This is a genomic window from Streptomyces sp. CC224B (assembly GCF_030010595.1).
In the GTDB taxonomy this organism is placed as follows: Bacteria; Actinomycetota; Actinomycetes; order Streptomycetales; family Streptomycetaceae; genus Streptomyces; species Streptomyces longispororuber.
The window spans coordinates 37,918-61,251 of record NZ_JASCXL010000042.1 but is presented as its reverse complement, the minus strand read 5'-3'; the positions used below and the strand labels follow the sequence as shown (position 1 = coordinate 61,251).

Genomic DNA, 23,334 nt, shown 5'->3' with positions numbered 1-23,334 from the left:
ACCGGCGGTGGCCAGGTCGTACCGCCGGGCAGGTGGCCTAGCCATACGCCGGGCGCCGGGCACCGCCGGGCCACCGGCCAGGTCACGCCTTCACCGAGGCCTTGGCCATCGACACCTGCTCCGGCACCGCGTCCGCCTCCGCGTCGGCGGCGGCGGACGCCCCGGGCGCGGTCCCGGGCGCGGCCCCGTGCCCGTCGTCCACCAAGGTCCGCTCGTCGAAGGGGAGTTCGCCTGCGAGTACGCGGGCGACGCGGTCGCGGTCGACCTCCTTCGTCCACGTACCGATGAGCAGCGTCGCCACCGCGTTCCCGGCGAAGTTCGTCAGGGCGCGCGCCTCGCTCATGAAGCGGTCGACGCCGATGATGAGGCCGACGCCGTCCACCAGGGCGGGCTTGTGCGACTGGAGGCCGCTCGCGAGGACCGCGATCCCGGAGCCGGAGACGCCCGCCGCGCCCTTGGAGGCGATCATCATGAACAGGAGCAGCGAGATCTGCTCCCCCACCCCCAGCGGCTGGTCCATCGCGTCGGCGATGAACAGCGACGCCATGGTCAGGTAGATCATCGTGCCGTCGAGGTTGAAGGAGTACCCGGTCGGCACGGTGATGCCGACCACCGGGCGGCTGACGCCCAGGTGCTCCATCTTCGCGATGAGGCGCGGCAGCGCGGACTCCGACGACGACGTGGAGAGGATGAGCAGGAACTCGCGGCCCAGGTACTTGAGCAGCTTGAAGAGGTTGACCCCGGTGGCCAGGCGCAGCAGCGTGCCGAGCACCACCAGGATGAACAGCGCGCAGGTCACGTAGAAGCCGATCATGATGGTGGCCAGCGCCTTCAGGGCGTCCGTGCCGGTCTCGCCGACGACGGCCGCCATCGCGCCGAACGCGCCCACCGGCGCGGCCCACATGATCATGGCGAGGATGCGGAAGACCAGCTTCTGCACGTGCTGCACACCGCGCAGGATCGGCTCCCCCGCCGACCCCATGCCCTGGAGGGCGAAGCCCACGAGGAGGGCGATCAGCAGGGTCTGGAGGACCTTGTCCACGGTGAACGCGGAGACCATCGTGGTCGGGATGATGCCGAGCGCGAAGTCGACGAGGCCCTCGTCGGCCTTGTCGGCGGCGGTGTGGCCCGCGTCCTTCACGGACTCGGTCAGGTCCATCCCGGAGCCGGGGTGCAGGACGTTGCCGACGAGCAGGCCGATCGCGAGCGCGACGACCGACATCGCGAGGAAGTAGGCGAGCGCGAGCCCGCCGACCTTGCCGACCTTCGCGGCCTGCCGCACGGAGCCGACGCCGAGCACGATCGTGCAGAAGATGATCGGCGAGATCATCATCTTGATCAGGTTCACGAAGCCGGTGCCGAGCGGCTTGAGCTCCTTGGCGAAGTCCGGCGCGGCGAAGCCGACGGCGATGCCGAGGAGGACGGCCGCGATGACGGCGACGTAGAGGTAGTGGGTACGGTCCCGCTTCGCGGGCCCCTCGCCGGTTCCTCTGCCGGTTCCCCCGCCGGTTCCCCCGGCGGGTGGGGCGCCGCCCCCGGGCGGGGCGCCTCCGCCGAGGGGGGTGTCCCCCGCGGCGCTCGCGCCGGGCCCGGCGTGCGCGGTGCTCGCGCCCGGCCCGGCGCCGACCCGCGTGCCCTCTCCCGCAGGGGTCCGCGCGCCCTGCCCCGCAGGGGTCCTCGCGGCTCCCGCCGCCCTCTTCTCATCTGCCACGGCTGCCTCCTTGGGCGACTACGACCACTGCGTCCTCGCGAGTCGTGCGGCTCACGTCCTGGCGATTCCGGGTGACTATCTCCCGGGGTGTGAGGACGGTCACCCTTGCGTTCATTGAGTTCGCGCGGACCTATCCGTAGGCCGGAGACCTGCGGCGATGCAGACTGGCACCATGCCCGAGGTCCCCCGCCCGCCCCGCCGGCCGCGCGCGCCGCGCAGCCTCGCCGGCCAGCTCTTCGCCATGCAGGTGGTCCTGGTGGCGGTCGTGGTGGCCGGGTGCGCCCTGTTCACGTACCTCAGTGACCGGCACCAGGCGGAGGAGTCGGCGCGCCGCCAGGCCACGGCGGCGGCGCGCGCGGTCGCGGACGCGCCCTCGGTGCGCCAGGCCATCCGCGGCGCGGACCCCAGCCGGCGGCTCCAGCCGTACGCCTCGCGGGTGCAGCGGCACACCGGCGTCGCCTTCGTGACGATCATGGACCGGCGCGGCATCCGCTGGACCCACCCCGACCCGGGCCGGATCGGCGAGCGGTTCCTCGGCCACACCGCGGAGGCGCTGCGCGGCCGGACCTTCACGGAGACGTACACCGGCACGCTCGGCCCGTCGGTGCGCGTGGTCACGCCCGTCCACGACGGGGGCCGGATCGTGGGCCTGGTCAGCGCGGGCATCACCATCGAGGAGATCAGCGCGAAGGCCCGCGGCCAGCTCGTGGCGCTGCTCGGCGTCGCGGCGGCGGCGCTCGCCCTCGGCGCCGTCGGCACGTACGTCATCAACGCGCGGCTGCGCCGCAGCACGCACGGCATGAACGCCGCCGAGCTGAGCCGCATGCACGACTACCACGAGGCGGCGCTGCACGCCGTGCGCGAGGGTCTGCTCATGCTCGACGGGCGGCGGCGCGTGGCGCTGATCAACGACGCGGCGCGCGAGCTCCTGGGCGCGGACGAGGCCGTCGTCGGCCGCTACGTCACCGACCTCGGCCTGCCCGCGCCGCTCACCGGCGCGCTGCTCGACCCGGAGCCCCGCGTGGACGAGGTGCACCTGACGGCGGACCGGGTGCTCGTCGTCAACACCTCTCCCGTCTCGGGCGGCGACCGCAAGGGCACCGTCGTCACCCTGCGCGACCACACCGAACTCCAGGCGCTCGCCGGTGAGCTGAACTCCGAGCGCGGCTTCACCCGCGCGCTGCGCTCCCAGGCCCACGAGGCGGCGAACCGGCTGCACACCGTCGTGTCCCTCATCGAACTGGGGCGCGCGGACGAGGCGGTGGAGTTCGCCACGGCCGAGCTGGAGCTCGCCCAGGCGCTCACCGACCAGGTGGTGGGGGCCGTCAGCGAGCCGGTCCTCGCCGCGCTGCTCCTCGGCAAGGCCGCCCAGGCCAACGAGCGGGGCGTCGAACTGGTCATCTCCGACGACACCAGCGTCGACGACGGGAAGCTGCCCGCCACGCTCCGCCCCCGCGACCTGGTCACCGTCCTCGGCAACCTCATCGACAACGCCGTGGACGCGGCCCAGGGCTCGCCGTCCGCCCGCGTCACGGTGACGGTCCGGGTGCGGTCCGGGACGCTGCTGCTGCGCGTCGCGGACACCGGGCCGGGCGTGCCCGCCGCCCACCGCGAGGCGGTCTTCACCCGGGGCTGGTCGACCAAGTCCCCCGACGGCCGGGGGCTCGGCCTCTCCCTGGCGCACCAGGCGGTCACGCGGAACGGCGGGACGCTGGCGGTGGCGGACGCGCCGGGCGGCGGCGCGGTGTTCACGGCCACCGTGCCGCTCGCCGGGGACGGCAGCCGCGCGGCGGGGGCGGGTGCCCCAGGGCCGGGCTCGGCCACCCACGTCCCCGGGTCGGACGTGCGCGCCCCCGGGCCCGACGTACGCTTCCCCGGGCCGGACGTACGCGTCCCCGGGCCGGACGTGGCTGACCTGGCCGGCCCGAGGGGGGACACATGACCGAGCCCGTGCGCGTCCTCGTCGTCGAGGACGACCCCGTCGCCGCGGACGCCCACGTCCTGTACGTCAACCGCGTCCCCGGCTTCGCGGCGACCGCGACGGCCCACACCGCCGCCGAGGCCCGGCGCGTCCTGGACCGCGTGCCGGTGGACCTGATCCTCCTGGACCTGAACCTGCCCGACGGCCACGGTCTGGCCCTGGCCCGCTCGCTGCGCGCCGCGGGCCACAAGGCCGACGTCATCGCGGTGACGTCCGCCCGCGACCTGGCTGTGGTCCGCGAGGGCGTGTCCCTCGGCTTCATCCAGTACGTCCTCAAGCCCTTCACGTTCGCCACGCTGCGGGACCGGCTCGTCCGCTACGCGGAGTTCCGCACCGCGGCGGGCGAGGCCACGGGGCAGGACGAGGTGGACCGCGCCCTGGCGACGCTGCGGGCGCCGGTGCCCGCGACGCTGCCCAAGGGGCTGAGCGGTCCCACGCTGGAGCGGGTTACGCGGGCCCTGCGCGACGCGGGCGCCGAGGGGCTCACCGCCGCGGCGGCCGCGGACGCCACGGGGCTGTCGCGCATCACGGCCCGGCGGTATCTGGAGCACCTGGTCGCCGCCGGGCGGGTCGCCCGCACCCCGCAGTACGGGCAGGTGGGGCGGCCGGAGCTGAACTACCGCTGGTTGCCTCCGGCGTGACCTCGCGGGGGCGCCCCAGTCCCGCCCCTTTCCCGAAACCAGGAGCTGCCGCCCCTGGACCCCGCTTCTCGGCGCTCCGCGCCTCGTCCTCAAACGCCGGACGGGCTGGAATCTTCCGCCCGTCCCGTGAGCCGTTTCTCGAACCAATGGTCGGCGTACGGCTCGTCGTTGAAGGCCTCGACCTCCTCGAAGCCGCAGGAGCGGTACAGGCCGATCGCGGCGTGGAGCGACTTGTTGGTGTCCAGGCGCAGGAGTGTGTGGCCCGCGCGTGCGGCCCGGGTCTCCAGGTCGGCGAGGAAGCGGCGCCCGAGGCCCAGGCCCCGGGCGCGCGGGGCGACCCACATCCGCTTGACCTCGGCCGGGGCGTCGGGCGGTGTCTTCAGGCCTGCGCACCCCAGGGGCTCGCCGTAGAGGCGGGCGACGAGGAACAAGCCTCTGGGCGGCCGGAGTTCACTGGTGTCGGGCAGGAGGCTGCGGGCGGGGTCGAAGCCGGTGTCGAAGTGCTCGTCGACCTCGGCGGCGTAGGACTCCAGGCAGGACCGGGCGTCGGGGTGCTCCGGGTCGACGACGTCCAGCCTGACCGTCGCGGCGGTCAGCAGCCGCTCGACCTCGGCCATGGCGCCGCCCAGCCGCGCGCGCTGGCCGGCGTTGAGCGGCTCCAGCATGGAGGCGGCCAGCTCGTCGCTCCGGCTGTCGAGCACGGCGCGCTCCGCGCGGCCGGCCTCGGTGAGCCGGACGGTGCGCACCCGCCGGTCATCCGGCTGCGGCGCGAGGGTCACCAGGCCGTCGGCCTCCAAGGAGCGCAGCAGGCGGCTGGCGTACCCCGAGTCGAGCCCGAGGCGCTCACGGAGGCGCCGGACGTCCTGGCCCTCCGCGCCGATCTCCCACAGCAAACGGGCCTCACCGACGGGCCGGTCGCGGCCCAGGTAGCGATCGTGGAGCACCCCCACGCGTTCGGTGACGACACGGTTGAACCGCCGCACCTGGGCGATCTGATCTCCATCCATTCTCTGACCTTAGTCAGGCAATGACGCCCGGACAACTGTCTCTGGTTCGTTGGCCGTACGGTCGGCCCTAGCTCGCTTGCGGCCACGGCCGGAGCTTCTCCGGGTTGCGGACCACCCAGATCCGGGTGACGCGCCCGTCGGAGACCTCGAACGAGGCGACGGTCACGACCGCGCCACCGCGCCGGGCCACCAGGCCCGGGGTGCCGTTGACCGTCCGCTCCAGGAGTTCGAGCCCCGGGGCCTTGTCGGCGACGGCGACCATGTACGGGGCGATGCGCGCGCCGCCCTCCACCGGGCGCAGGACGGCGCCCGCCATGCCGCCGCCGTCGGCGGTCATCACGGCGTCCGGGTCGAGGAGCCCGAGAAGGCCCGCGATGTCCTTGGCCTCCCACGCCTCCTTGACCCGCCGGACCACGTCGCCCTGGCCGGCCGCCGGCCCCGGAGCGGGCGCGCCGGCCACCCGCCGCCGGGCCGAGGCCGCCAGCTGCTTGCAGGCCGCGGGGGTCCGGCCGAGGACACCGGCGATCTCGGCGAACGGGTACCGGAAGACGTCGTGCAGGACGAACGCCACCCGCTCGGCGGGCGTCATCGACTCCAGGACGACGAGGAAGGCCATGGACACCGACTCGTCGAGCACGATCTGGTCCACGGGGTCGGCCCCGCCCCCGTGCCGCCACTCCGCGCGGTCGGGCAGCGGCTCGGGCAGCCACGCGCCGACGTAGCGTTCGCGGCGGGCCCGCGCCGAGCCGAGCAGGTCCAGGCAGATGCGGCCGGTCACCGTCGTCAGCCAGGCACCGGGGGAGACGATCTCCCGCTGCCGGCTCCGCGACAACCCGTACCAGCGCGCGTACGCGTCCTGTACGGCGTCCTCGGCCTCGGTCACCGAACCCAGCAACCGGTAGGCCACGTTGATCAGTTGGCGCCGCTCACCGATGACGTCGTCGGCGCCGGTCCCGCCGGCCCTCATGCCCCCGGCCGCCCCCTCGCCTTACCTTTGGCAGGCCCATGTCGTCGGCCTGGTGAGACCTTATCGATCTCCCGCCCGCGGGCGGGAGGAGAGGACGGCGACATGGCCACCGAGGTGACACCGGACGTACGACGCGGCTTCTGGTTCCTGCGCGCGGCGATCGGACTGCAGACCGCGACCATCTTCCTCCAGGCGGTGTCCGCCGGACTGCTGCTGACCTCGTCCTACGGGGAGGTGCTGCACAGCGTCGGAGCCCGGGTGATGTACGGGGCGTCCATGCTGTACCTGCTCGCGGCGGTGCTGGCGTGGAAGCCGGGCGGCGGCTCGCCGCGGCCCGTGGGGTACGCCACCGGGTTCCTGGTCCTCGCCTCGGTCCAGGTGGTGGTGGGCATCGCGCACGTGCCGTCCGTGCACCTCCCCCTGGGCGTCCTGATGTTCGGGCTCAGCGTGCTTGCACTGGCCCGCCGCTGAGGTGCGGCGTGGCGCGTACGGGGCATTGACCTTGGTCGCAGCAACCGCTTACCTTCGGGCAGCAGCCGCGCGCGGCAGCGCGGCCGCGCCGGACCGTAGGAGGTCGTGCCGTGCGCCCCACCGCCCCCGCCCCTCTCCTCCTCGCAGCCGTGCTCGCCGCCGGAGCCCTCACCGCGTGCGGCGGCGGCTCCGGCGACGACCCGGACACCGTGAAGGTGTCGTACAAGCAGTCCATGGACAACCAGATCCGGGTGATGGACGACTACCTGGAGTCGGTGAAGAAGCAGTTCGAGAAGGCCCACCCGGGGAAAAAGGTGAAGCTGGTGCCCATCAAGGCGCCGGACGCCGAGTACTACACCAAGGTGCAGCAGATGCTGCGCTCCCCGAAGACCGCGCCGGACCTCGTCTACGAGGACACGTTCCTCATCAACTCCGACATCACCAGCGGGTACTTGAAGCCGCTCGACCCGTACCTGGAGAAGTGGTCGGAGTGGCCCAAGTTCCTCGACACGGCCAAGCGGGCGGCGCGCGGCGAGGACGGCAAGACGTACGGCGTGCCGGACGGCACCGACACGCGCGGGCTGTGGTTCAGCAAGGACGTCTTCGAGAAGGCCGGGCTGCCCGCCGACTGGCAGCCGAAGGACTGGGACGACGTGCTGGACGCCGCCCGGACCGTGAAGAGGAAGGTGCCCGGCGTCGTCCCGCTGAACGTGTACACCGGCAAGCCCGGCGGCGAGACCTCGGCCATGCAGGGCATGGAGATGCTCCTGTACGGCACCGGCAAGGACCCGCTGTACGACCCGAAGGCGAAGAAGTGGGTGGTGGGCAGCCAGGGGTTCAAGGACGCGCTGCGGTTCGTCGAGACCGTCTACAAGGAGAAGCTCGGGCCGGACGTGTCCGACGCGCTCGACCCGAACATGGCCACCCGCGTCCGCGGCGAGTTCCTGCCCAAGGGCAAGCTGGCCATCAACCTCGACGGCTCCTGGCTGCCGCAGGACTGGCTGGAGGGCTCCGGCCACGAGTGGCCCGAGTGGTCGAAGGAGCTGGGCCTCGCCGCCATGCCCACGCAGCACGGGCAGCCGCCCGGCAAGGTGAGCATGTCCGGCGGCTGGACCTGGGCGATCCCGGCGAAGGCGGCCAACCCCGACCTCGCGTTCGACTTCGTCAAGACGATGCAGACCAAGGAGAACGCGAAGAAGTGGTACATCGCCAACTCCGGCATCTCGGTCCGCGAGGACGTCGCGAAGGACCCCGAGTACATCGGGGCGCAGCCCGGCACCCGGTTCTTCACCGGGCTCGTCCCCGTCACCCACTTCCGGCCCGCCTACCCGGCGTACCCGAAGGTCTCCACCGCGATGCAGGAGGCCATGGAGAAGGTCACCACCGGGGACGGCTCGGTGGACGACGCGGCCGGTGACTACGACGAGGAGGTCAGGTCGGCCACGGACGGCGAGGTGATCGAGAGGTGACGGCCCCGGCGACGGCCCCGCGGAAGGCTCCGCGGGCGGCCGCCGCGCCGGGCGGCCGCCGGCGCCTGCTCCGGTCCCTGTCCCGCGCCCTGCCCGTCTCCCCCGCCGTCGTCCTCATGGCCCTGTTCCTCGTGGGCCCCATCGGCTACTGCGCGTACATCGCCTTCACCGACCTCCAGCTCACCGGGCAGGCGCGCGAGAGCTTCGTCGGCTTCGAGAACTTCCGCACGGCCTTCGGCGACGAGGACTTCGTCAACGCCGTGTGGCTGACCCTCGTCTTCACGTTCCTGTCGTCGATCGTGGGGCAGAACACGCTCGGACTCGCCCTGGCCGTGCTGATGCGGCGGGCCTCGAAGCCGGTGCGCACGCTGACCGGGGCGGTCGTCGTCACCGCGTGGGTGATCCCGGAGGTCGTGGCGGGCTTCCTGCTGTACGCCTTCTTCCGCCGCGACGGCACGCTCAACGCGGTCCTCGACGCGCTCCATCTGCCGTCGCAGAACTGGCTGTTCACGCTGCCGATCCTCGCGGTGTCGTTCGCCAACGTGTGGCGCGGCACGGCCTTCTCGATGCTGGTCTACTCGGCGGCCCTCAGCGAGATCCCCCAGGAGATCACCGAGGCCGCGGAGGTGGACGGCGCGGGCGGCTTGCGCCGGATGTGGCACATCACGCTGCCGATGATCCGCCGCTCCATCGGCACCAACCTGATGCTCAACACCCTCCAGACCCTGTCCGTCTTCGGCCTCATCTGGGTGATGACGCGCGGCGGCCCCGGCAACCGCAGCCAGACCCTGCCGCTGTTCATGTACGAACAGGCCTTCCAGAAGAGCATGATCGGCTACGGCACCGCGGTGGCGCTGCTCCTGCTCCTGGTCGGCTCCCTGTTCTCGGTCGTCTACATGCGTCTGCTGCGCACGGAGGTCTGAGTGTCCGCACGCCGCGCCCGCAGCCGCGCGCTCGCCGCCGACCTGGGCCTGCTCACGCTGGCCGCGGCGTTCGCGCTCCCGCTGGCCTGGGTGGTCCTGTCCGCGCTCGACCCGAAGGCCGACGTCGGCGTGAAGGCCCCCGACGGCCTCACCCTCGACCACTTCGACGCCGTCCTCACCGACGAGATCACCTTCACGCCGATGCTGAACAGCCTGCTGCTGTGCGGCGGCGGCACCCTCCTGACGGTGGTGAGCGCGGCCCTCGCGGCGTACCCCCTGTCGCGCTACTCCTCCCGCCTCAACCGCCCCTTCATGCTGTCGATCCTGTTCGCGACGAGCCTGCCCATCACGGCGATCATGGTGCCGGTGTACGCGCTCTTCGTCCGCGTCGACCTGATCGACACGATGGAGGGCACCATCTTCTTCTTCGCCGCCTCCCAACTGCCGTTCGCCATCTGGCTGATGAAGAACTTCATGGACGGCGTCCCCAAGGAGCTGGAGGAGGCGGCCTGGACGGACGGCGCCTCGCCGCTCCAGTCCCTGGTGCGGATCGTGCTGCCGCTCATGGGGCCGGGCGTCGCCGTCGTGACGGTCTTCTGCTTCGTCATGATGTGGGGCAACTTCTTCGTCCCGTTCATGCTGCTCCTCTCCCCCGACCAGATGCCGGCGGCGGTCAGCATCAACGACTTCTTCGGCAGCAAGGGCGCCATCGTCTACGGCCAGCTCGCCGCGTTCTCCCTCATCTACTCGACGCCGGTGATCCTCCTGTACGTCCTGATCGCCCGACGCCTGGGCGGCGGCTTCGCCCTGGGGGGCGCGGTGAAGGGCTGAGCGGGGGCCGGTCCGGCCCCGGCGGCGCGGGGTCCGGGGCGGCGCGGGCGGGCCCGGCGGCGCGAGAGTGGCCCGGGCGGCGTGCGGGGCGCACGACGGGGCGCCCCGTGCGCTGTGGCTTCGCATGAGCCCCGGGCTTGGACGAACGCACCGTAGTCGTCCACCCCGCGCACCCCTAGCGTGTGCCCCGTGCGACCGAGCCGGCCCACCGGGCCCTTCAACTTTCCCGCCGTGCGCCGCCTGCGCGAGGCCCTGGGCATGGACCCCGGGCACGTCGCGTACGGCATGCGGGCCGGCTACGGACTCGAGCACGTCACGCCGGACACCGTCATCGCCTGGGAGCGCGGCCTCGCCACGCCCGACGCCACCGAGCTCGCGGCGCTCGCGGCCACGCTGTGGTGCTCGCCCGGCGAACTCATGGGCGCCGCGACCACCCTGCGGGAGCACCGCCTCGCGCGCGGCCTCGCCCCGGAGGACGTGGCGCGCGGCGCGGGCGTCGAACTCCAGGCGTACCTGCGGATGGAGGAGACCGGCCGGTGGCGCGGCAGCGCCCGGCAGTCCGCCGACCTGGCGCGCACGCTGCGCCTTTCGCTGCCGGACCTGGTCACGGTCACGGGCCGCGCCGACGAGCTCGCCGAGCTCCTGCGCAGCGCGGTGACCACCCGCTGGCAGGGGTACACGCGCCCGGTCGGCAAGCTGCTCGCCGTGGACAAGCGCACCGTGGAGGGGCCGCTGCGCCGGCTGCACGAGACGTACCAGTCGCGGATGGTGCGCACGCTGAGCTGGGGCGGGGGCGCGAGCGCGGACGCCTCCGGGCACGCGGGCCGGGACTTCCTGGACCGGATCCTGGACCACTTCTGGCCGCTCCTCGCGGACGCCTCCTGAGCACCCGGCCGCCCGGGGAGCCGTCCGCCGCCCGGCCGCGGCCGCCGCCGCCCCGGCGAGGGGGTCTAGAAGACCGACTCGGCCTCGTCCATACGGTCCTTCGGCACCCGCTTCAGCTCCGTGACGGCCTCGGCGAGCGGCACCATCTCGATGTCCGTGCCGCGCAGCGCGGTCATCCGGCCGTACTCGCCGCGGTGCACGGCCTCCACCGCGTGCCAGCCGAAGCGCGTGGCGAGCACGCGGTCGTACGCGGTGGGGGTGCCGCCGCGCTGGACGTGGCCGAGGATGACCGGCTTGGCCTCCTTGCCGAGCCGCTTCTCCAGCTCGTACGCGAGGGCCGTGCCGATGCCCTGGAAGCGCTCGTGGCCGAACTGGTCGATGGCGCCCTTGCCGTAGTCCATGGTGCCGTCGGCGGGGTGGGCGCCCTCGGCGACGCAGATCACCGCGAACTTCTTGCCGCGCGCGAACCGCTCCTCGACCATCGCGACCAGGTCGGCCGGGTCGAAGGGGCGCTCGGGCAGGCAGATGCCGTGGGCGCCGCCCGCCATGCCGGACTCCAGGGCGATCCAGCCCGCGTGCCGGCCCATGACCTCGACGACCATGACGCGCTGGTGGGACTCGGCGGTCGTCTTCAGCCGGTCCATCGCCTCGGTGGCGACGCCGACGGCCGTGTCGAAGCCGAAGGTGCGGTCCGTGGAGGAGATGTCGTTGTCGATGGTCTTGGGCACGCCGACGACCGGCACACCGGCCTCGTGGAGCATCTTGGCCGCGGTGAGCGTGCCCTCGCCGCCGATCGGGATGAGCGCGTCGAAGCCGCTCTTCTCGATCAGCTCCTTGGCGTTGACGCAGGCCGCGCGGAAGCGGGCGCGCTCCAGGCGGGAGGAGCCGAGAATCGTGCCGCCGCGGGCCAGGATGCCGCTGACCGCGTTCAGGTCGAGGGGGCGGTAGCGCCCGTCGAGGAGACCCGCGTACCCGTCCTCGAAGCCGATGACCTCGTCGCCGTAGTTCGTGACCGCTCGGTGCACGACCGACCGGATCACTGCGTTGAGGCCGGGGCAGTCGCCGCCCGCGGTGAGAATTCCGATACGCATCGCGCTGAGTCTCCTGCTCGCTGCTGTTACGTGAGAGCCGGTCCGATTGTTCCACGGCGCGCGGAGCGACGCCGCTCGCCGATGGTCCGGCCGTTATGGGGTACGAGGCCTGTGGCCCCGGGGAGCCCTCAGCCATGTCCGGCGGGCGACCTAGCCAGCCGCAGAGGTATTGTCAAGAGGGCACAGCCAACAATATCGGGTGTATTTCCGGCTCCGCCGCGGCCCATGCCGGGGCCCCCACCTGCGGCGATGCCCGGCACCCGGCCACCGCGGCCGCGAGCGGCGCGGACGAGGCCGCCCGGCCCGGCGGCCCTGCCACCACCGTACGGCGTACAAGACGTACACGGCGTGCGGCGGGCAAGACGTACGGACAACACCAGACACACATCATCCACAGCAGACAACAGCCACACCAGGCACAGCAGACGTAGGAACGGAGAGCGCGCGTGACCCGCAGCGTGTACGTGACCGGGATCGACCGTGGCGACGGCCGCCAGGTCGTCGAGCTGGGAGTCATGGAGCTCCTGACCCGCCAGGTCGACCGGGTGGGCGTCTTCCGCCCGCTCGTCCACGACGGACCCGACCGCCTCTTCGAGCTGCTGCGCGCCCGCTACCGGCTCTCGCAGGACTCCGCGTCGGTGTACGGCATGGACTACCACGAGGCGTCCGCGCTCCAGGCCGAGCAGGGCACGGACGAGCTGGTCTCCCGGCTCGTCGACCGCTTCCACCGGGTGGCGCGGGACTACGACGTGGTGCTCGTGCTCGGCACCGACTTCGCCGCCACCCAGCTCCCGGACGAGCTGGCGCTCAACGCGCGGCTCGCGAACGAGTTCGGCGCCTCGGTGCTGCCCGTCGTCGGCGGCAAGAACCAGAGCGCCGAGTCGGTGTGCGCCGAGACCCGCAACGCCTACCGCGCCTACGACGGCCTGGGCTGCGACGTCCTCGCCATGGTCACCAACCGCGTGGCCCCGGCCGACCGCGACGAGATCCACCAGGGCCTGGCCAGTCTGCTGCCGGTGCCCTGCCACGTGCTGCCCGACGAGCCCGCCCTGGCCGCGCCGACCGTCTCGCAGATCACGCACGCGCTCGGCGGCGAGGTGCTCCTCGGCGACGACTCGGGCCTGGCCCGGGACGCCCTCGATTTCGTCTTCGGCGGCGCCATGCTGCCGAACTTCCTGAACGCCCTGACCCCGGGCTGCATGGTCGTCACCCCCGGCGACCGCGCGGACCTGGTCGTCGGCGCGCTCGCCGCGCACAGCGCGGGCACCCCGCCGATCGCGGGCGTGCTGCTCACCCTGAACGAGCGGCCGGGTCCGGAGATCCTGCGCCTCGCGGACCGGCTCGCGCCCGGCACGCCCGTGATCGCCGTCTCCGGCGGCTCCTTCCCGACCGCCGCCGAGCTGTTCGCCCTGGAGGGCAAGCTGAACGCGGCGACGCCGCGCAAGGCGGAGACCGCCCTCGGCCTCTTCGAGCGGTACACCGACACCGCGGACCTGACCCGGCGCCTGTCGGTGTTCGGCAGCGACCGGGTCACGCCCATGATGTTCGAGCACAAGCTGCTGGAGCGGGCCCGCGCCGACCGCCGCCGCGTCGTGCTGCCCGAGGGCACCGAGGAGCGCGTCCTGCGCGCCGCGGACGTGCTGCTGCGCCGCGGCGTGTGCGACCTGACGCTGCTCGGCCCCGTGGAGAACATCCGCAAGAAGGCCGCCGACCTGGGCATCGACCTGGCCGACTCGCAGCTCGTCGACCCGCACACGTCCGAGCTGCGCCAGGGCTTCGCCGAGGAGTACGCCCGCCTGCGCGCCCACAAGGGCGTGACCGTGGAGCTGGCGTACGACGTCGTGGCGGACGTCAACTACTTCGGCACGCTGATGGTGCAGGGCGGCCTCGCCGACGGCATGGTCTCCGGCTCCGTGCACTCCACGGCCGCGACGATCCGTCCCGCCTTCGAGATCATCAAGACCCGGCCCGAGGCGTCGATCGTGTCGTCCGTGTTCTTCATGTGCCTGGCCGACAAGGTCCTCGTGTACGGCGACTGCGCCGTCAACCCCGACCCGAACGCGGCGCAGCTCGCGGACATCGCCGTCCAGTCGGCGACCACGGCCGCGCAGTTCGGCGTCGAGCCGCGCATCGCGATGCTGTCGTACTCCACCGGCACCTCCGGCTCGGGCGCCGACGTCGACAAGGTCCGCGAGGCCACCGAGCTGGTCCGCGACCGGCGCCCGGACCTGAAGATCGAGGGGCCGATCCAGTACGACGCCGCCGTCGAGCCCTCGGTCGCGGCCACCAAGCTGCCGGACTCCGAGGTCGCGGGCCAGGCCAGCGTGCTGATCTTCCCGGACCTGAACACCGGCAACAACACCTACAAGGCCGTGCAGCGCTCGGCCGGCGCGATCGCCGTCGGCCCGGTGCTCCAGGGCCTGCGCAAGCCCGTGAACGACCTGTCCCGCGGCGCGCTCGTCCAGGACATCGTCAACACGGTCGCCATCACGGCGATCCAGTCCCAGACCCAGTCCCAGCCCCAGTCCCCCGCCTCGTAACCGGGCCCCCGCCCCTCACCCAGAAAGCACTTCCTCCGTGACCGCGACCCGCGTACTCGTCCTCAACTCCGGCTCCTCGTCGGTGAAGTACCAGCTCCTGGACATGAGCGACCGCAGCCGCCTGGCGGTGGGCCTCGTCGAACGCATCGGCGAGGAGACCTCCCGGCTCAGGCACACCCCGCTGACGGGCGGCGACGAGCGGGAGCGCACCGGGCCGATCGCCGACCACGAGGCCGCCCTGAAGGCGGTCGCCGAGGAGCTGGCCGCGGACGGGCTCGGCCTGGACTCGCCCGACCTGGCCGCGATCGGCCACCGGGTCGTGCACGGCGGCAAGCACTTCACCGCGCCGACCGTCGTCGACGACGCCGTGCTCGCCGAGATCGAGCGCCTCATCCCGGTGGCCCCGCTGCACAACCCGGCCAACCTGACCGGCATCCGCACGGCCCAGGCCCTGCGGCCCGACCTGCCGCAGGTCGCGGTCTTCGACACCGCCTTCCACACCACGATGCCGGAGTCGGCGGCCCGCTACGCGATCGACGTGGAGACCGCCGACCGGCACCGCGTACGGCGCTACGGCTTCCACGGCACCTCGCACGCGTACGTGTCGCGGGCCACCGCCGAGCTGCTCGGCAAGGCCCCCGAGGAGGTGAACGTCATCGTGCTGCACCTCGGCAACGGGGCGTCGGCCTCCGCCGTGCGCGGCGGCAAGTGCGTGGACACCTCGATGGGCCTGACGCCGCTGGAGGGCCTGGTGATGGGCACCCGCTCCGGCGACCTGGACCCGGCGGTGATCTTCCACCTGGCGCGCGTCGGCGGCCTTTCCGTCGACGAGATCGACGACCTGCTCAACAAGAAGAGCGGCCTCGTCGGCCTGTGCGGCGACAACGACATGCGGGAGATCCGCCGCCGGATCGACGAGGGCGACGAACAGGCCCGTCTCGCCTTCGACATCTACATTCACCGGCTGAAGAAGTACATCGGCGCCTATTACGCCGTCCTCGGCCGCGTGGACGCCGTCGCCTTCACCGCCGGCGTCGGCGAGAACGCGGCGCCCGTGCGCGAGGCGGCCGTGGCGGGCCTGGAGGAACTGGGCCTCGCAGTGGACGGCGACCTGAACGCCGTCCGTGGCGACGAGCCCCGGCTGATCTCCCCGGAATACGCTCGAGTGAAGGTCGCCGTCGTGCCGACCGACGAAGAACTGGAAATCGCGACGCAGACTTATGCCCTGGCCGGAAAGAACAACTGAGCAACCACCCGCCCATTTGTAGATTCCGCCAGACGGAATATTCCGTAGCGAAACAAACCGATAGGATCGCCCCATGCGCCGTTCCAAAATCGTCTGCACCCTGGGCCCCGCCGTCGACTCCGAGGACCAGCTCGTCTCGCTGATCGAGGCCGGCATGAACGTGGCCCGCTTCAACTTCAGTCACGGCACGCACGCCGAGCACCAGGGGCGGTACGACCGCGTCCGCGCCGCCGCGGAGCGCACCGGCCGCGCCATCGGCGTCCTCGCCGACCTCCAGGGCCCGAAGATCCGCCTGGAGACCTTCGCCGAGGGTCCGGTCGAGCTGGTGCGCGGTGACGAGTTCACCATCACCACCGAGGACGTGCCCGGCGACAAGTCGATCTGCGGGACGACGTACAAGGGCCTGCCCGGCGACGTCTCCAAGGGCGACCAGGTCCTGATCAACGACGGCAACGTCGAGCTGAAGGTCGTCGAGGTCGACGGCCCGCGGGTGAAGACGATCGTCGTCGAGGGCGGCGTCATCTCGGACCACAAGGGCATCAACCTGCCCGGCGCGGCCGTGAACGTGCCCGCCCTGTCCGAGAAGGACATCGACGACCTGCGCTTCGCCCTGAACATGGGCTGCGACCTGGTCGCGCTGTCCTTCGTCCGGGACGCGGACGACGTCAAGGACGTCCACCGCGTCATGGACGAGGTCGGCCGCCGCGTCCCGGTCGTCGCCAAGGTGGAGAAGCCGCAGGCGGTGGCGAACATGGAGGCCGTCGTGGCGGCGTTCGACGGCGTCATGGTCGCGCGCGGCGACCTGGCCGTCGAGTACCCCCTCGAGAAGGTCCCGATGGTGCAGAAGCGCCTCGTGGAGATGTGCCGCCGCAACGCCAAGCCGGTGATCGTCGCGACCCAGATGATGGAGTCGATGATCACCAACTCCCGCCCCACGCGCGCCGAGGCGTCCGACGTCGCCAACGCGATCCTGGACGGCGCGGACGCGGTGATGCTGTCGGCCGAGTCCAGCGTCGGCGCGTACCCGATCGAGACGGTCAAGACCATGTCGAAGATCGTCACGGCGGCCGAGGAGGAGCTCCTCTCCAAGGGCCTCCAGCCGCTCGTGCCCGGCAAGAAGCCGCGTACGCAGGGCGGTTCGGTGGCCCGCGCCGCCGCCGAGATCGCGGACTTCCTGGGCGGCAAGGCCCTGGTGGCCTTCACCAAGTCCGGCGACACCGCCCGCCGCCTGTCCCGCTACCGCGCGGCCCAGCCGATCCTGGCCTTCACCACCGACCAGGAGACCCGCAACCAGCTCGCGCTGAGCTGGGGCGTGGAGTCCTTCGTCGTGCCGCACGTCGACAACACCGACGCGATGGTCGAGCTCGTCGACGCCGAGCTGCTCAAGCTCCAGCGCTACAACGAGGGCGACACCATGGTCATCACCGCCGGCTCGCCCCCCGGCGTCCCCGGCACCACGAACATGGTCCGGGTCCACCACCTGGGCAACGGCTGCCGCGACTGACGTCGTACGACCGCGAGAGGAGGGCGCCCCCGGCCGGGGGCGCCCTCCTTCGCTGTTCAGCCGGTGCCGTTCAGTCGGTGCCGTTCAGTCGGTGCCGTTCAGTCGGTGATCGACTGGTGGAGGCCCGGGATGGTGAGGGTGCCGCCGAACTGGCCCGCCTGCTGGACCTTCACGTGCGTGAAGTAGATCAGCGGGATGTTCAGGGGCGGCGGGTGCTCCGGGTCGAAGGTCACCGGGATGAGCCCGAAGAGGTTGCCCGAGATGCGCTCCGTGTACATCGTCGTGGCGCCGTCGGTGATCGTGGACGTGGAGCCCTTGGCCGCCTGCACGTGGTACGTCTTCCCGGCCGGGCCGGTGACGGTCTGGTGCAGGTCCCCGATCTCCGTGCCGTCGTTGACGACGTACTTCAGCGCCTGCTTGGTGCGGCCGTCGGGCATCGTCAGGTTCACGACGCCCTGGTAGTCCGCCCCCTTGAGCAGCAGGGAGCTGGCCTGGAGGTGCCAGGGCTGGTCCGGGATCGGCACGGGCGTCTGCTCGTCGTCGCCCTCGACCTTCTTCTCCACGACACAGGGGAACGGCTTCTTGCCGTCCTCGTCGGGGGCCATGGGGTCCTGGGGCTGCTCGGACGGCTTGGGCGGCTCGGGCTGCTCGGGCGGCTTGGGCTGCTCGCGCTGCTTGGACGGCTTGGGCTGCTTGGACGGTTCGGGCTGCTTGCGCTGCTCGGGCTGCTTGGACGGCTCGGGCTGCTCGCGTTTCTCGGGTTCGCCGGGCCGGTCGCGCTCCCGCTCGGGGGCCGGTGACGTCGTGCGCGGCGCCTCTGCCTCCTTCTCGTGCTCGGTCTTCTCCTCCTTCTCCTCCTTGTCGTTCTTCTCCTTGGGAGTCAGGAGGTCCTTGAGGGCCTTGCCGACGCCCAGCGGGTCCAGGGGGTTCGCCGGTTCGGAGGGCTCCGGGCCTGGGGCCTTCCTTTCGGGGGCCTTGGTGTGGGGGGCCTTCGTGTCGGGGTCCCGTGTGTCAGCGGCCCTGCCCGGGGTCTTCGGGCCGGGCTCGTGCCGAGGGCGCTCGGCCTTCTTCCGGCGTTCGGCCCCTCGCCCGGCCTCGTCCCGCGGGGGCTTCCTCGCGGTGTCCGTGCCGTCGTCCCCGGGCTGCTCGTCCGGGACCGTCACGCACGGCCCGTCGCGGAAGGGGTTCTTGGGGACGCCCGGCTTGGCCTGCGCGAGTTGCGGGGTCAGCCCCATACCCATCAGGACGGCGGTGGGCATGGCCGCGAGGGCGATGGCCTTGCCGACGGGGACGCGTGTCAGCAGCGGCTTCCTCGGGGCCGCGTGGCGCGGTCCCGTTCTGCCCCGGGACGTGGCCGCGGCCGTCCCGCGGCGCTGCTCGTCAGCCGGCACGGTGCCTCCCGTTCGTCCCGTCGACCGGACCCGCTGGCGGGGCCTCGTCGGCCGGGCCGCCCGCCGTCTCGCGCGCGGCCGGCGCCTTCGCGCGCCGCGCGGGCCGTACCGGCTTCTCGTGCACCCAGGCCACGCCGAGCGCGCCGCCGATCAGGGAGAGCAGATAGCCCATGACGAAGCCGCCGAAGTTGGACACCACCAGGGAGACCAGGGCCAGCAGGATCGCCGCGACGCCCGCGAACACGCGGGACTGCGGCTGGAACCACATGGTCAGGCCGAGCACGATCAGCAGCACGCCGATGATCAGCGATCCGGCCCCGGCGGTGGTCGCCATCCGGATGGTCATCGTGCCGAGCGTGAGGTTCGCGTACGGGAAGTACATGATCGGGACGCCGCCGAGCAACGTCAGCAGGCCGCCCCAGAACGGGCGCTGCCCGCGCCACCCTCGGAAACCCTGGCGCATCCGGCCGAGCTTGCCACCCAGGCCCACTTGCGCTTCGGCGCTCATGTCGTACAGCTCCTCGGGAAGGGCGTTCGGTTCTGTGTGTGCGGTGTCGGGCACGGGGACGGCTCATCGACGACGTCACGGTGGACGGCGCCCCCGCGCCCGGCCGTTGGCGCGACACGCGCTCAGCCGGCAAGGGCCTCGGCGACGGCCCCGACCGCGGCTCGACGGCCGCGCCGGGCCGGTGCGCCCCTCGACGGGCACGGAGCGGAGGAGACGTGCGGAGGAGACGTGCGCGGACCGGGCGTCATCCGCCTCAGTAGCACTCGTCCTTGCCCTTCTTGACCGACATGTGCAGGCCGGAGAGTTTGAAGGTGCCGGCCGTGGTGGCCCACGCGCGCTGCTTGACGTCGGTGAAGCGGACCTTCTCGGCCTGCTGGGCGAACGAGTCGGGGCGGTACTTCTTCTTGTCGCCCGGGTTGGGGCCGGGCCCCTTCGTCGTACGGTCGACCGAGACACCGATGTCGATGTTGGTGAACTCCGCGTTGGCCCGCAGGTCGTCGGCGTCGATGTAGAGCCGCTTCGCGTAGACCCGCGGGCTGCCCTTGCCGCCGGCCGTCAGCTTCATCGACACGTTGCCGAACAGCGGGATCGGGACGACCACGGACTGGCACAGATTGCGGATATGCGCCTCGTCCATGCCGACGACGGCGACGGGGCGGTCCTTCCCCGCGCCCTCGTCGAGCGCCCCGTACTGGACGAAGCCCGTGCCGTCGAGCTGCTTGGCCGTCACCTTGAACTGCTGGCCGGACACACTGAACGATGCCGCGAGCGCACCCTGCGAGAGGGCCACGCCTATCGCGGCCGAGGCCGCGACGCTCGGCACCATGACCACGGCGAACCGCTTCCATCTGGTTCCGCCACGAGCCACGGATTCCATGACTTTCCTCCTTCTCGGACGTACATCTCCGGCCCGTGCCGCTCCCTCACGGGCCGTACGGCCGGGCGGGGATGGGAGAAGTGCTACGTCCTCGGCCAGGAGAGCGCCGACGCCGCCAGGCGCACCGCGCCTGAGTCACCGGCGATCACCTCCGAGCGACAACCACTGGCCGCGCCTGACGCGTCACGCACGGCCTTGCCGGACGGGCCCCGCCGTTGCCGGTGGCGGCGACCCCTGTCCGGGTCCGGCGACGGCGTCGCTGGACCGCCCGGTGGGGACCCGTGGGACCCGTCTCCCGAATGGCGGCCGGGGTGCGGGGGAACGGACCGAGCGTGGCCGATCGTGGTGCATTCCGGTCGCCCGCACAAGGGGGATCGTTACTCATCGGTAACGCTCCGATAACCGGGGCTCGACGGGGTGACACCGACCAGCGACGGACGGTGCTGTCAAGAGATGGACGACATCCGGATATTGAGGAACAGAAACGGACAGAACACCGCCCTGGACTTACTGCGAGTAACAGTGGCCGCGTTTGCCAAGATTTGGCAAAACGCGGCCACTGTGGCACTGCCTGGACGAAGTTTCCCCTCGGGCACCACCAGCCCCACCCCCGGGTGACCGGTCAGCGGACGGATCGGCACCCAGGTCGGGGCAAAACCGGCGGAACGTCAGGGTCCGGACGCGCGGCGTCCGGAGGGTCGCTCAGAAGAGCACCCGGGCGAGCGCCGTGCGCGCCGCCGTCACGCGCGGGTCGTCCGCGCCCACCACCTCGAAGAGCTCAAGGAGCCGTACGCGCGCCGCGTCCCGGTCCTCGCCCGCGGTGCGCCTGACCGTCTCGACCAGGCGGCCGAAGGCGTCCTCGACGTGCCCGCCGACCAGGTCGAGGTCGGCGGCGGCGATCTGCGCCCGGACGTCGCCCGGCTGCGCGGCGGCCTCCTTGCGGACCGCCTGCGGGTCCATGTCCTGCACGCGGAGCAGGAGTTGGGCCTGGGCGAGGCCGAGCTTGGCCTCGGAGTTGCCGGGGTCGTCGTTCAGCACGTTCTGGTACGCCTGGACGGCGCCGCCCAAGTCGCCCGCGTCCAGGGCCTGGACGGCGGCGGCGAGCGCGGCGTCGTGCGGTCCCGCCGGGGCGGCGGGCCGGGCGTCGGCCTCCGGGGCGTCCGCGTCGACGGTGAGGCCGGTGAGGCCGAAGCGCTCCTCGGCGACCTGGACGAGCTGGTCGAGGGTCTGGCGGATCTGCGCTTCGGGCGCCGCGCCCTGGAAGAGCGGCAGGGCCTGCCCGGCGACCACCGCGAACACCGCGGGGATGCCCTGCACGCCGAACTGCTGCATCAGCATCTGGTTCGCGTCGACGTCGATCTTCGCGAGGACGAAGCGGCCGTTGTACTCCCGCGTCAGCCGCTCGAGCAGCGGGCTGAGCTGCTTGCACGGCTCGCACCACTCGGCCCAGAAGTCGATGACGACGGGGACCTCGGTGGAGCGCTGGAGGACCTCACGCTCGAAGTCCGCCTCGCTGACGTCGATCACCAGGTCGGCCGGGGTCACCGCGCCCCCGCCGCCCTGCCTGGCCGCTTCGGCGCGCGCCTGCTCCGCCTTCGCCTTGGCCTCCTGGGCCGCCTTCACCGCGGCGAGGTCGACGACTCCGCTCATGGACATGTTCCGTGGCTGCATGAGTACATCCTCCCCCAAGCCGCGCGGGAACCGCTCCCGTCCGTCGGCCCCGTTGGATTGCGGGGCCGCCGGACGCGCCGGGTTCCGTGGTCCCGAGGAGGACCGTCCGTGCCGTTCGTCGCGCCGGGTCCCCACCCCGCGCCGTGGTTGCCGCCCTGGGGGCGGTGGAGTTCTCGCTCGCAGCGACCGCCGCGGTACGGGGCCCGTGGCCCGGCGCACCCGGCTTTCGCTACGGCTCGTAGCGTAACTGGAGGCGGCCGGGGGCGGCACCGGGCCTCGGGTGATCTGCCTCACGCACGCCTGGTCAGCACCTCCGTACCGACCGGTATGGTCGCGGACATGCAGAGCCGCAGGACACCGCCCGCGCGCGCCGGAGGCCGCCCGCGCAGCGCCGCGGCGGACCACGCCATCCTGGAGGCGACCCGCGCGGCCCTGGTCGACCTCGGCTGGACGAAGCTGACCCTGGGCGACGTCGCGGCGCGGGCGGGGGTCGCCAAGACCACCCTCTACCGGCGCTGGGCGGGCAAGAGCGAGCTGGTCGTGGACGCCGTGGCGGAGCTCTTCGACGAGCTGGAGCTGCCGGACAGCGGCAGCCTCGCCACGGACATCGAGGGCGTGGTCCTGCGGTTCGCCGCGCTGCTCGGGCGGCCGGAGACGAAGACGGCGCTGATGGCGGTGGTGGCCGAGTCGACGACGGACGCCCCGCTGCGGGAGCGGGTCCGCGCGTCCATCGTGGAACGGCAGAAGCGGCTCGTGCTGGAAGGGCGGCAGCGGGCGCAGGTGCGGGGCGAGTTGCCGGTGGAGCCCGACCCCGCGGCCGCGGCCCGCACCGCCGACCTCGTCTTCGACGTGATCGCGGGGGCGGTGGTGCATCGGGCGCTGGTGAGCGCCGAGCCGGTGGACGCGGAGTGGGCCCGCCACTTCACCGCCCTGCTCCTCACCGGCCTGACCACCACACCAGCCCCCACCCCAACCGGAGCCTGACCTGGCGCGGGGCCTGACCTGGCGGGGGCCTGACCTGGCCAGGGCCTGACCCGGCCGAGGCCTGACCCGGCCGGAGCCTGACCTGGCCGGGGCGCCGCCCGGGTCTCCCACCCGCCCACCCGCACAGCCCCGCTGACCAGGTCACACCCCGACCTGGCGGCTCGCGCGCCGTCCGTCAGCTTCCCGCCGCTGACGCGGCGGAGCCCCCCACCCGCCCACCCCTACAACCCAACTGACCAGCACAGCCCCGACCTAGCGGCCTGCACGCCGCCTGCCGTCTTCCCGCCCACCGGTACAGCCCAACTGACCAGGCGCTGCACCGCTCTTGCGGCCCACATGCCGTCCGACGAGGCACGGGCAGGTGGGAAAATCAGCCCGTCCGGTGCTTGAGGACGAGCCGCGAAGCGGCAACGAAGGGCAGGCCGGTGGGAAATCCAGCCCGCCCGCACACCGGGCCCGGCAACCGCGCAGCGGGACACCGTCCGACGAGACACAGACAGACGGAAGGAAAACCAGCCCGTCCGGCACTTGAGGACGAGCCGCGAAGCGGCAATGAAGGGCGGGCGGGTGGGGGATACCGCCCGCCCACACACCGGACCCAGCGACCACCACAGCGGGGCAGCCCGGACGCCGCCC

19 protein-coding genes are annotated in these 23,334 nt (G+C 72.5%); 11 read left to right on the top strand and 8 right to left on the bottom strand.

Annotation, left to right across the window (positions count from 1 at the left end; all coding sequences use genetic code 11):
* Nucleotides 1-82: 82 nt before the first annotated feature.
* A complete protein-coding gene (locus QK440_RS18550) occupies nt 83-1,432 on the bottom strand; it encodes a cation:dicarboxylase symporter family transporter (RefSeq protein WP_282794249.1) in 1,350 nt (449 codons plus the stop codon).
* A gap of 451 nt (nt 1,433-1,883) precedes the next feature.
* On the opposite strand from QK440_RS18550, the gene QK440_RS18545 reads away from it, so the two are divergent.
* Nucleotides 1,884-3,653, top strand: a complete 1,770-nt coding sequence (locus tag QK440_RS18545; protein ID WP_282794232.1) for a sensor histidine kinase — start codon at nt 1,884-1,886, stop codon at nt 3,651-3,653.
* Nucleotides 3,650-4,333: a response regulator gene (locus QK440_RS18540; RefSeq protein ID WP_282794231.1), complete on the top strand. Its 684-nt coding sequence runs from the start codon at nt 3,650-3,652 to the stop codon at nt 4,331-4,333. The genes QK440_RS18545 and QK440_RS18540 overlap by 4 nt, the downstream gene beginning before the upstream one ends.
* Nucleotides 4,334-4,422: 89 nt before the next feature.
* Here the strand turns inward: QK440_RS18540 and QK440_RS18535 are convergent, their stop codons facing one another.
* Together QK440_RS18535 and sigJ are read right to left on the bottom strand one after the other, a co-directional pair.
* Nucleotides 4,423-5,340, bottom strand: coding sequence for a helix-turn-helix domain-containing GNAT family N-acetyltransferase (locus tag QK440_RS18535; protein WP_282794230.1), 918 nt, complete (start codon nt 5,338-5,340; stop codon nt 4,423-4,425).
* Nucleotides 5,341-5,407: 67 nt separating this feature from the next.
* Entirely contained in the window at nt 5,408-6,307 is a 900-nt protein-coding gene (sigJ, locus tag QK440_RS18530) for an RNA polymerase sigma factor SigJ (RefSeq protein WP_282794229.1), read from the bottom strand.
* A 102-nt stretch (nt 6,308-6,409) separates the two neighbouring features.
* Between sigJ and QK440_RS18525 the strand changes: the two genes are divergently transcribed.
* The 5 genes from QK440_RS18525 (at nt 6,410) to QK440_RS18505 (ending at nt 10,886) form a co-directional block, all read left to right on the top strand.
* Nucleotides 6,410-6,778, top strand: a complete 369-nt coding sequence (locus tag QK440_RS18525; protein WP_282794228.1) for a hypothetical protein — start codon at nt 6,410-6,412, stop codon at nt 6,776-6,778.
* 110 nt (nt 6,779-6,888) lie between these two features.
* Complete coding sequence (locus QK440_RS18520; protein ID WP_282794227.1) at nt 6,889-8,247, top strand: extracellular solute-binding protein; 1,359 nt, start codon at nt 6,889-6,891, stop codon at nt 8,245-8,247.
* Between the two features lie 116 nt (nt 8,248-8,363).
* On the top strand, nt 8,364-9,170 hold the full coding sequence (locus QK440_RS18515) for a sugar ABC transporter permease (RefSeq protein WP_282794248.1): 807 nt from the start codon (nt 8,364-8,366) through the stop codon (nt 9,168-9,170).
* On the top strand, nt 9,171-10,001 hold the full coding sequence (locus QK440_RS18510; RefSeq protein WP_282794226.1) for a carbohydrate ABC transporter permease: 831 nt from the start codon (nt 9,171-9,173) through the stop codon (nt 9,999-10,001). It begins immediately after the preceding gene.
* Nucleotides 10,002-10,190: 189 nt separating this feature from the next.
* Complete coding sequence (locus QK440_RS18505) at nt 10,191-10,886, top strand: helix-turn-helix transcriptional regulator (RefSeq protein WP_282794225.1); 696 nt, start codon at nt 10,191-10,193, stop codon at nt 10,884-10,886.
* A 65-nt stretch (nt 10,887-10,951) separates the two neighbouring features.
* Here QK440_RS18505 and QK440_RS18500 read toward each other — a convergent pair whose 3' ends face one another.
* A complete protein-coding gene (locus QK440_RS18500; protein WP_282794224.1) occupies nt 10,952-11,977 on the bottom strand; it encodes an ATP-dependent 6-phosphofructokinase in 1,026 nt (341 codons plus the stop codon).
* Nucleotides 11,978-12,423: 446 nt separating this feature from the next.
* Here QK440_RS18500 and pta point away from each other — a divergent pair, with 446 nt between their 5' ends.
* The 3 genes from pta to pyk all read left to right on the top strand — a co-directional run bounded on the left by pta (nt 12,424) and on the right by pyk (nt 17,267).
* The gene (gene pta, locus QK440_RS18495; protein WP_282794223.1) at nt 12,424-14,517 is read left to right on the top strand and encodes a phosphate acetyltransferase; all 2,094 of its coding nucleotides are present in this window, start codon (nt 12,424-12,426) and stop codon (nt 14,515-14,517) included.
* A gap of 37 nt (nt 14,518-14,554) precedes the next feature.
* Nucleotides 14,555-15,763 carry an acetate kinase gene (locus QK440_RS18490; protein ID WP_282794222.1) on the top strand — a complete coding sequence of 403 codons (1,209 nt, stop codon included), beginning with the start codon at nt 14,555-14,557 and terminating at the stop codon, nt 15,761-15,763.
* A 73-nt stretch (nt 15,764-15,836) separates the two neighbouring features.
* The gene (gene pyk, locus QK440_RS18485; protein WP_190137177.1) at nt 15,837-17,267 is read left to right on the top strand and encodes a pyruvate kinase; all 1,431 of its coding nucleotides are present in this window, start codon (nt 15,837-15,839) and stop codon (nt 17,265-17,267) included.
* A gap of 98 nt (nt 17,268-17,365) precedes the next feature.
* Here pyk and QK440_RS18480 read toward each other — a convergent pair whose 3' ends face one another.
* The 4 genes from QK440_RS18480 to QK440_RS18465 form a co-directional block, all read right to left on the bottom strand.
* Nucleotides 17,366-18,658 (bottom strand): hypothetical protein, encoded by a 1,293-nt coding sequence (locus QK440_RS18480; protein ID WP_282794221.1) that lies wholly within the window; start codon nt 18,656-18,658, stop codon nt 17,366-17,368.
* The gene (locus tag QK440_RS18475; RefSeq protein ID WP_282794247.1) at nt 18,648-19,166 is read right to left on the bottom strand and encodes a DUF6114 domain-containing protein; all 519 of its coding nucleotides are present in this window, start codon (nt 19,164-19,166) and stop codon (nt 18,648-18,650) included. Before QK440_RS18475 ends, QK440_RS18480 begins: the two co-directional genes overlap by 11 nt.
* Nucleotides 19,167-19,419: 253 nt before the next feature.
* Nucleotides 19,420-20,043, bottom strand: coding sequence for a DUF6230 family protein (locus QK440_RS18470; RefSeq protein WP_282794220.1), 624 nt, complete (start codon nt 20,041-20,043; stop codon nt 19,420-19,422).
* A 702-nt stretch (nt 20,044-20,745) separates the two neighbouring features.
* A complete protein-coding gene (locus QK440_RS18465; RefSeq protein ID WP_282794219.1) occupies nt 20,746-21,714 on the bottom strand; it encodes a tetratricopeptide repeat protein in 969 nt (322 codons plus the stop codon).
* Nucleotides 21,715-22,053: 339 nt separating this feature from the next.
* Between QK440_RS18465 and QK440_RS18460 the strand changes: the two genes are divergently transcribed.
* On the top strand, nt 22,054-22,698 hold the full coding sequence (locus QK440_RS18460; RefSeq protein WP_282794218.1) for a TetR/AcrR family transcriptional regulator: 645 nt from the start codon (nt 22,054-22,056) through the stop codon (nt 22,696-22,698).
* The last annotated feature ends 636 nt before the right edge of the window (nt 22,699-23,334 follow it).

Excerpts from the sequence above, each read along its gene's own strand:
- QK440_RS18545 (WP_282794232.1), top strand. The coding sequence starts at position 1,884 with ATGCCCGAGGTCCCCCGCCCGCCCCGCCGGCCGCGCGCGCCGCGCAGC.
- QK440_RS18540 (WP_282794231.1), top strand. The coding sequence starts at position 3,650 with ATGACCGAGCCCGTGCGCGTCCTCGTCGTCGAGGACGACCCCGTCGCC.
- QK440_RS18535 (WP_282794230.1), bottom strand. The coding sequence starts at position 5,340 with ATGGATGGAGATCAGATCGCCCAGGTGCGGCGGTTCAACCGTGTCGTC.
- sigJ (WP_282794229.1), bottom strand. The coding sequence starts at position 6,307 with ATGAGGGCCGGCGGGACCGGCGCCGACGACGTCATCGGTGAGCGGCGC.
- QK440_RS18525 (WP_282794228.1), top strand. The coding sequence starts at position 6,410 with ATGGCCACCGAGGTGACACCGGACGTACGACGCGGCTTCTGGTTCCTG.
- QK440_RS18515 (WP_282794248.1), top strand. The coding sequence starts at position 8,364 with ATGGCCCTGTTCCTCGTGGGCCCCATCGGCTACTGCGCGTACATCGCC.
- QK440_RS18500 (WP_282794224.1), bottom strand. The coding sequence starts at position 11,977 with ATGCGTATCGGAATTCTCACCGCGGGCGGCGACTGCCCCGGCCTCAAC.
- pyk (WP_190137177.1), top strand. The coding sequence starts at position 15,837 with ATGCGCCGTTCCAAAATCGTCTGCACCCTGGGCCCCGCCGTCGACTCC.
- QK440_RS18475 (WP_282794247.1), bottom strand. The coding sequence starts at position 19,166 with ATGAGCGCCGAAGCGCAAGTGGGCCTGGGTGGCAAGCTCGGCCGGATG.
- QK440_RS18470 (WP_282794220.1), bottom strand. The coding sequence starts at position 20,043 with ATGGAATCCGTGGCTCGTGGCGGAACCAGATGGAAGCGGTTCGCCGTG.
- QK440_RS18465 (WP_282794219.1), bottom strand. The coding sequence starts at position 21,714 with ATGCAGCCACGGAACATGTCCATGAGCGGAGTCGTCGACCTCGCCGCG.
- QK440_RS18460 (WP_282794218.1), top strand. The coding sequence starts at position 22,054 with ATGCAGAGCCGCAGGACACCGCCCGCGCGCGCCGGAGGCCGCCCGCGC.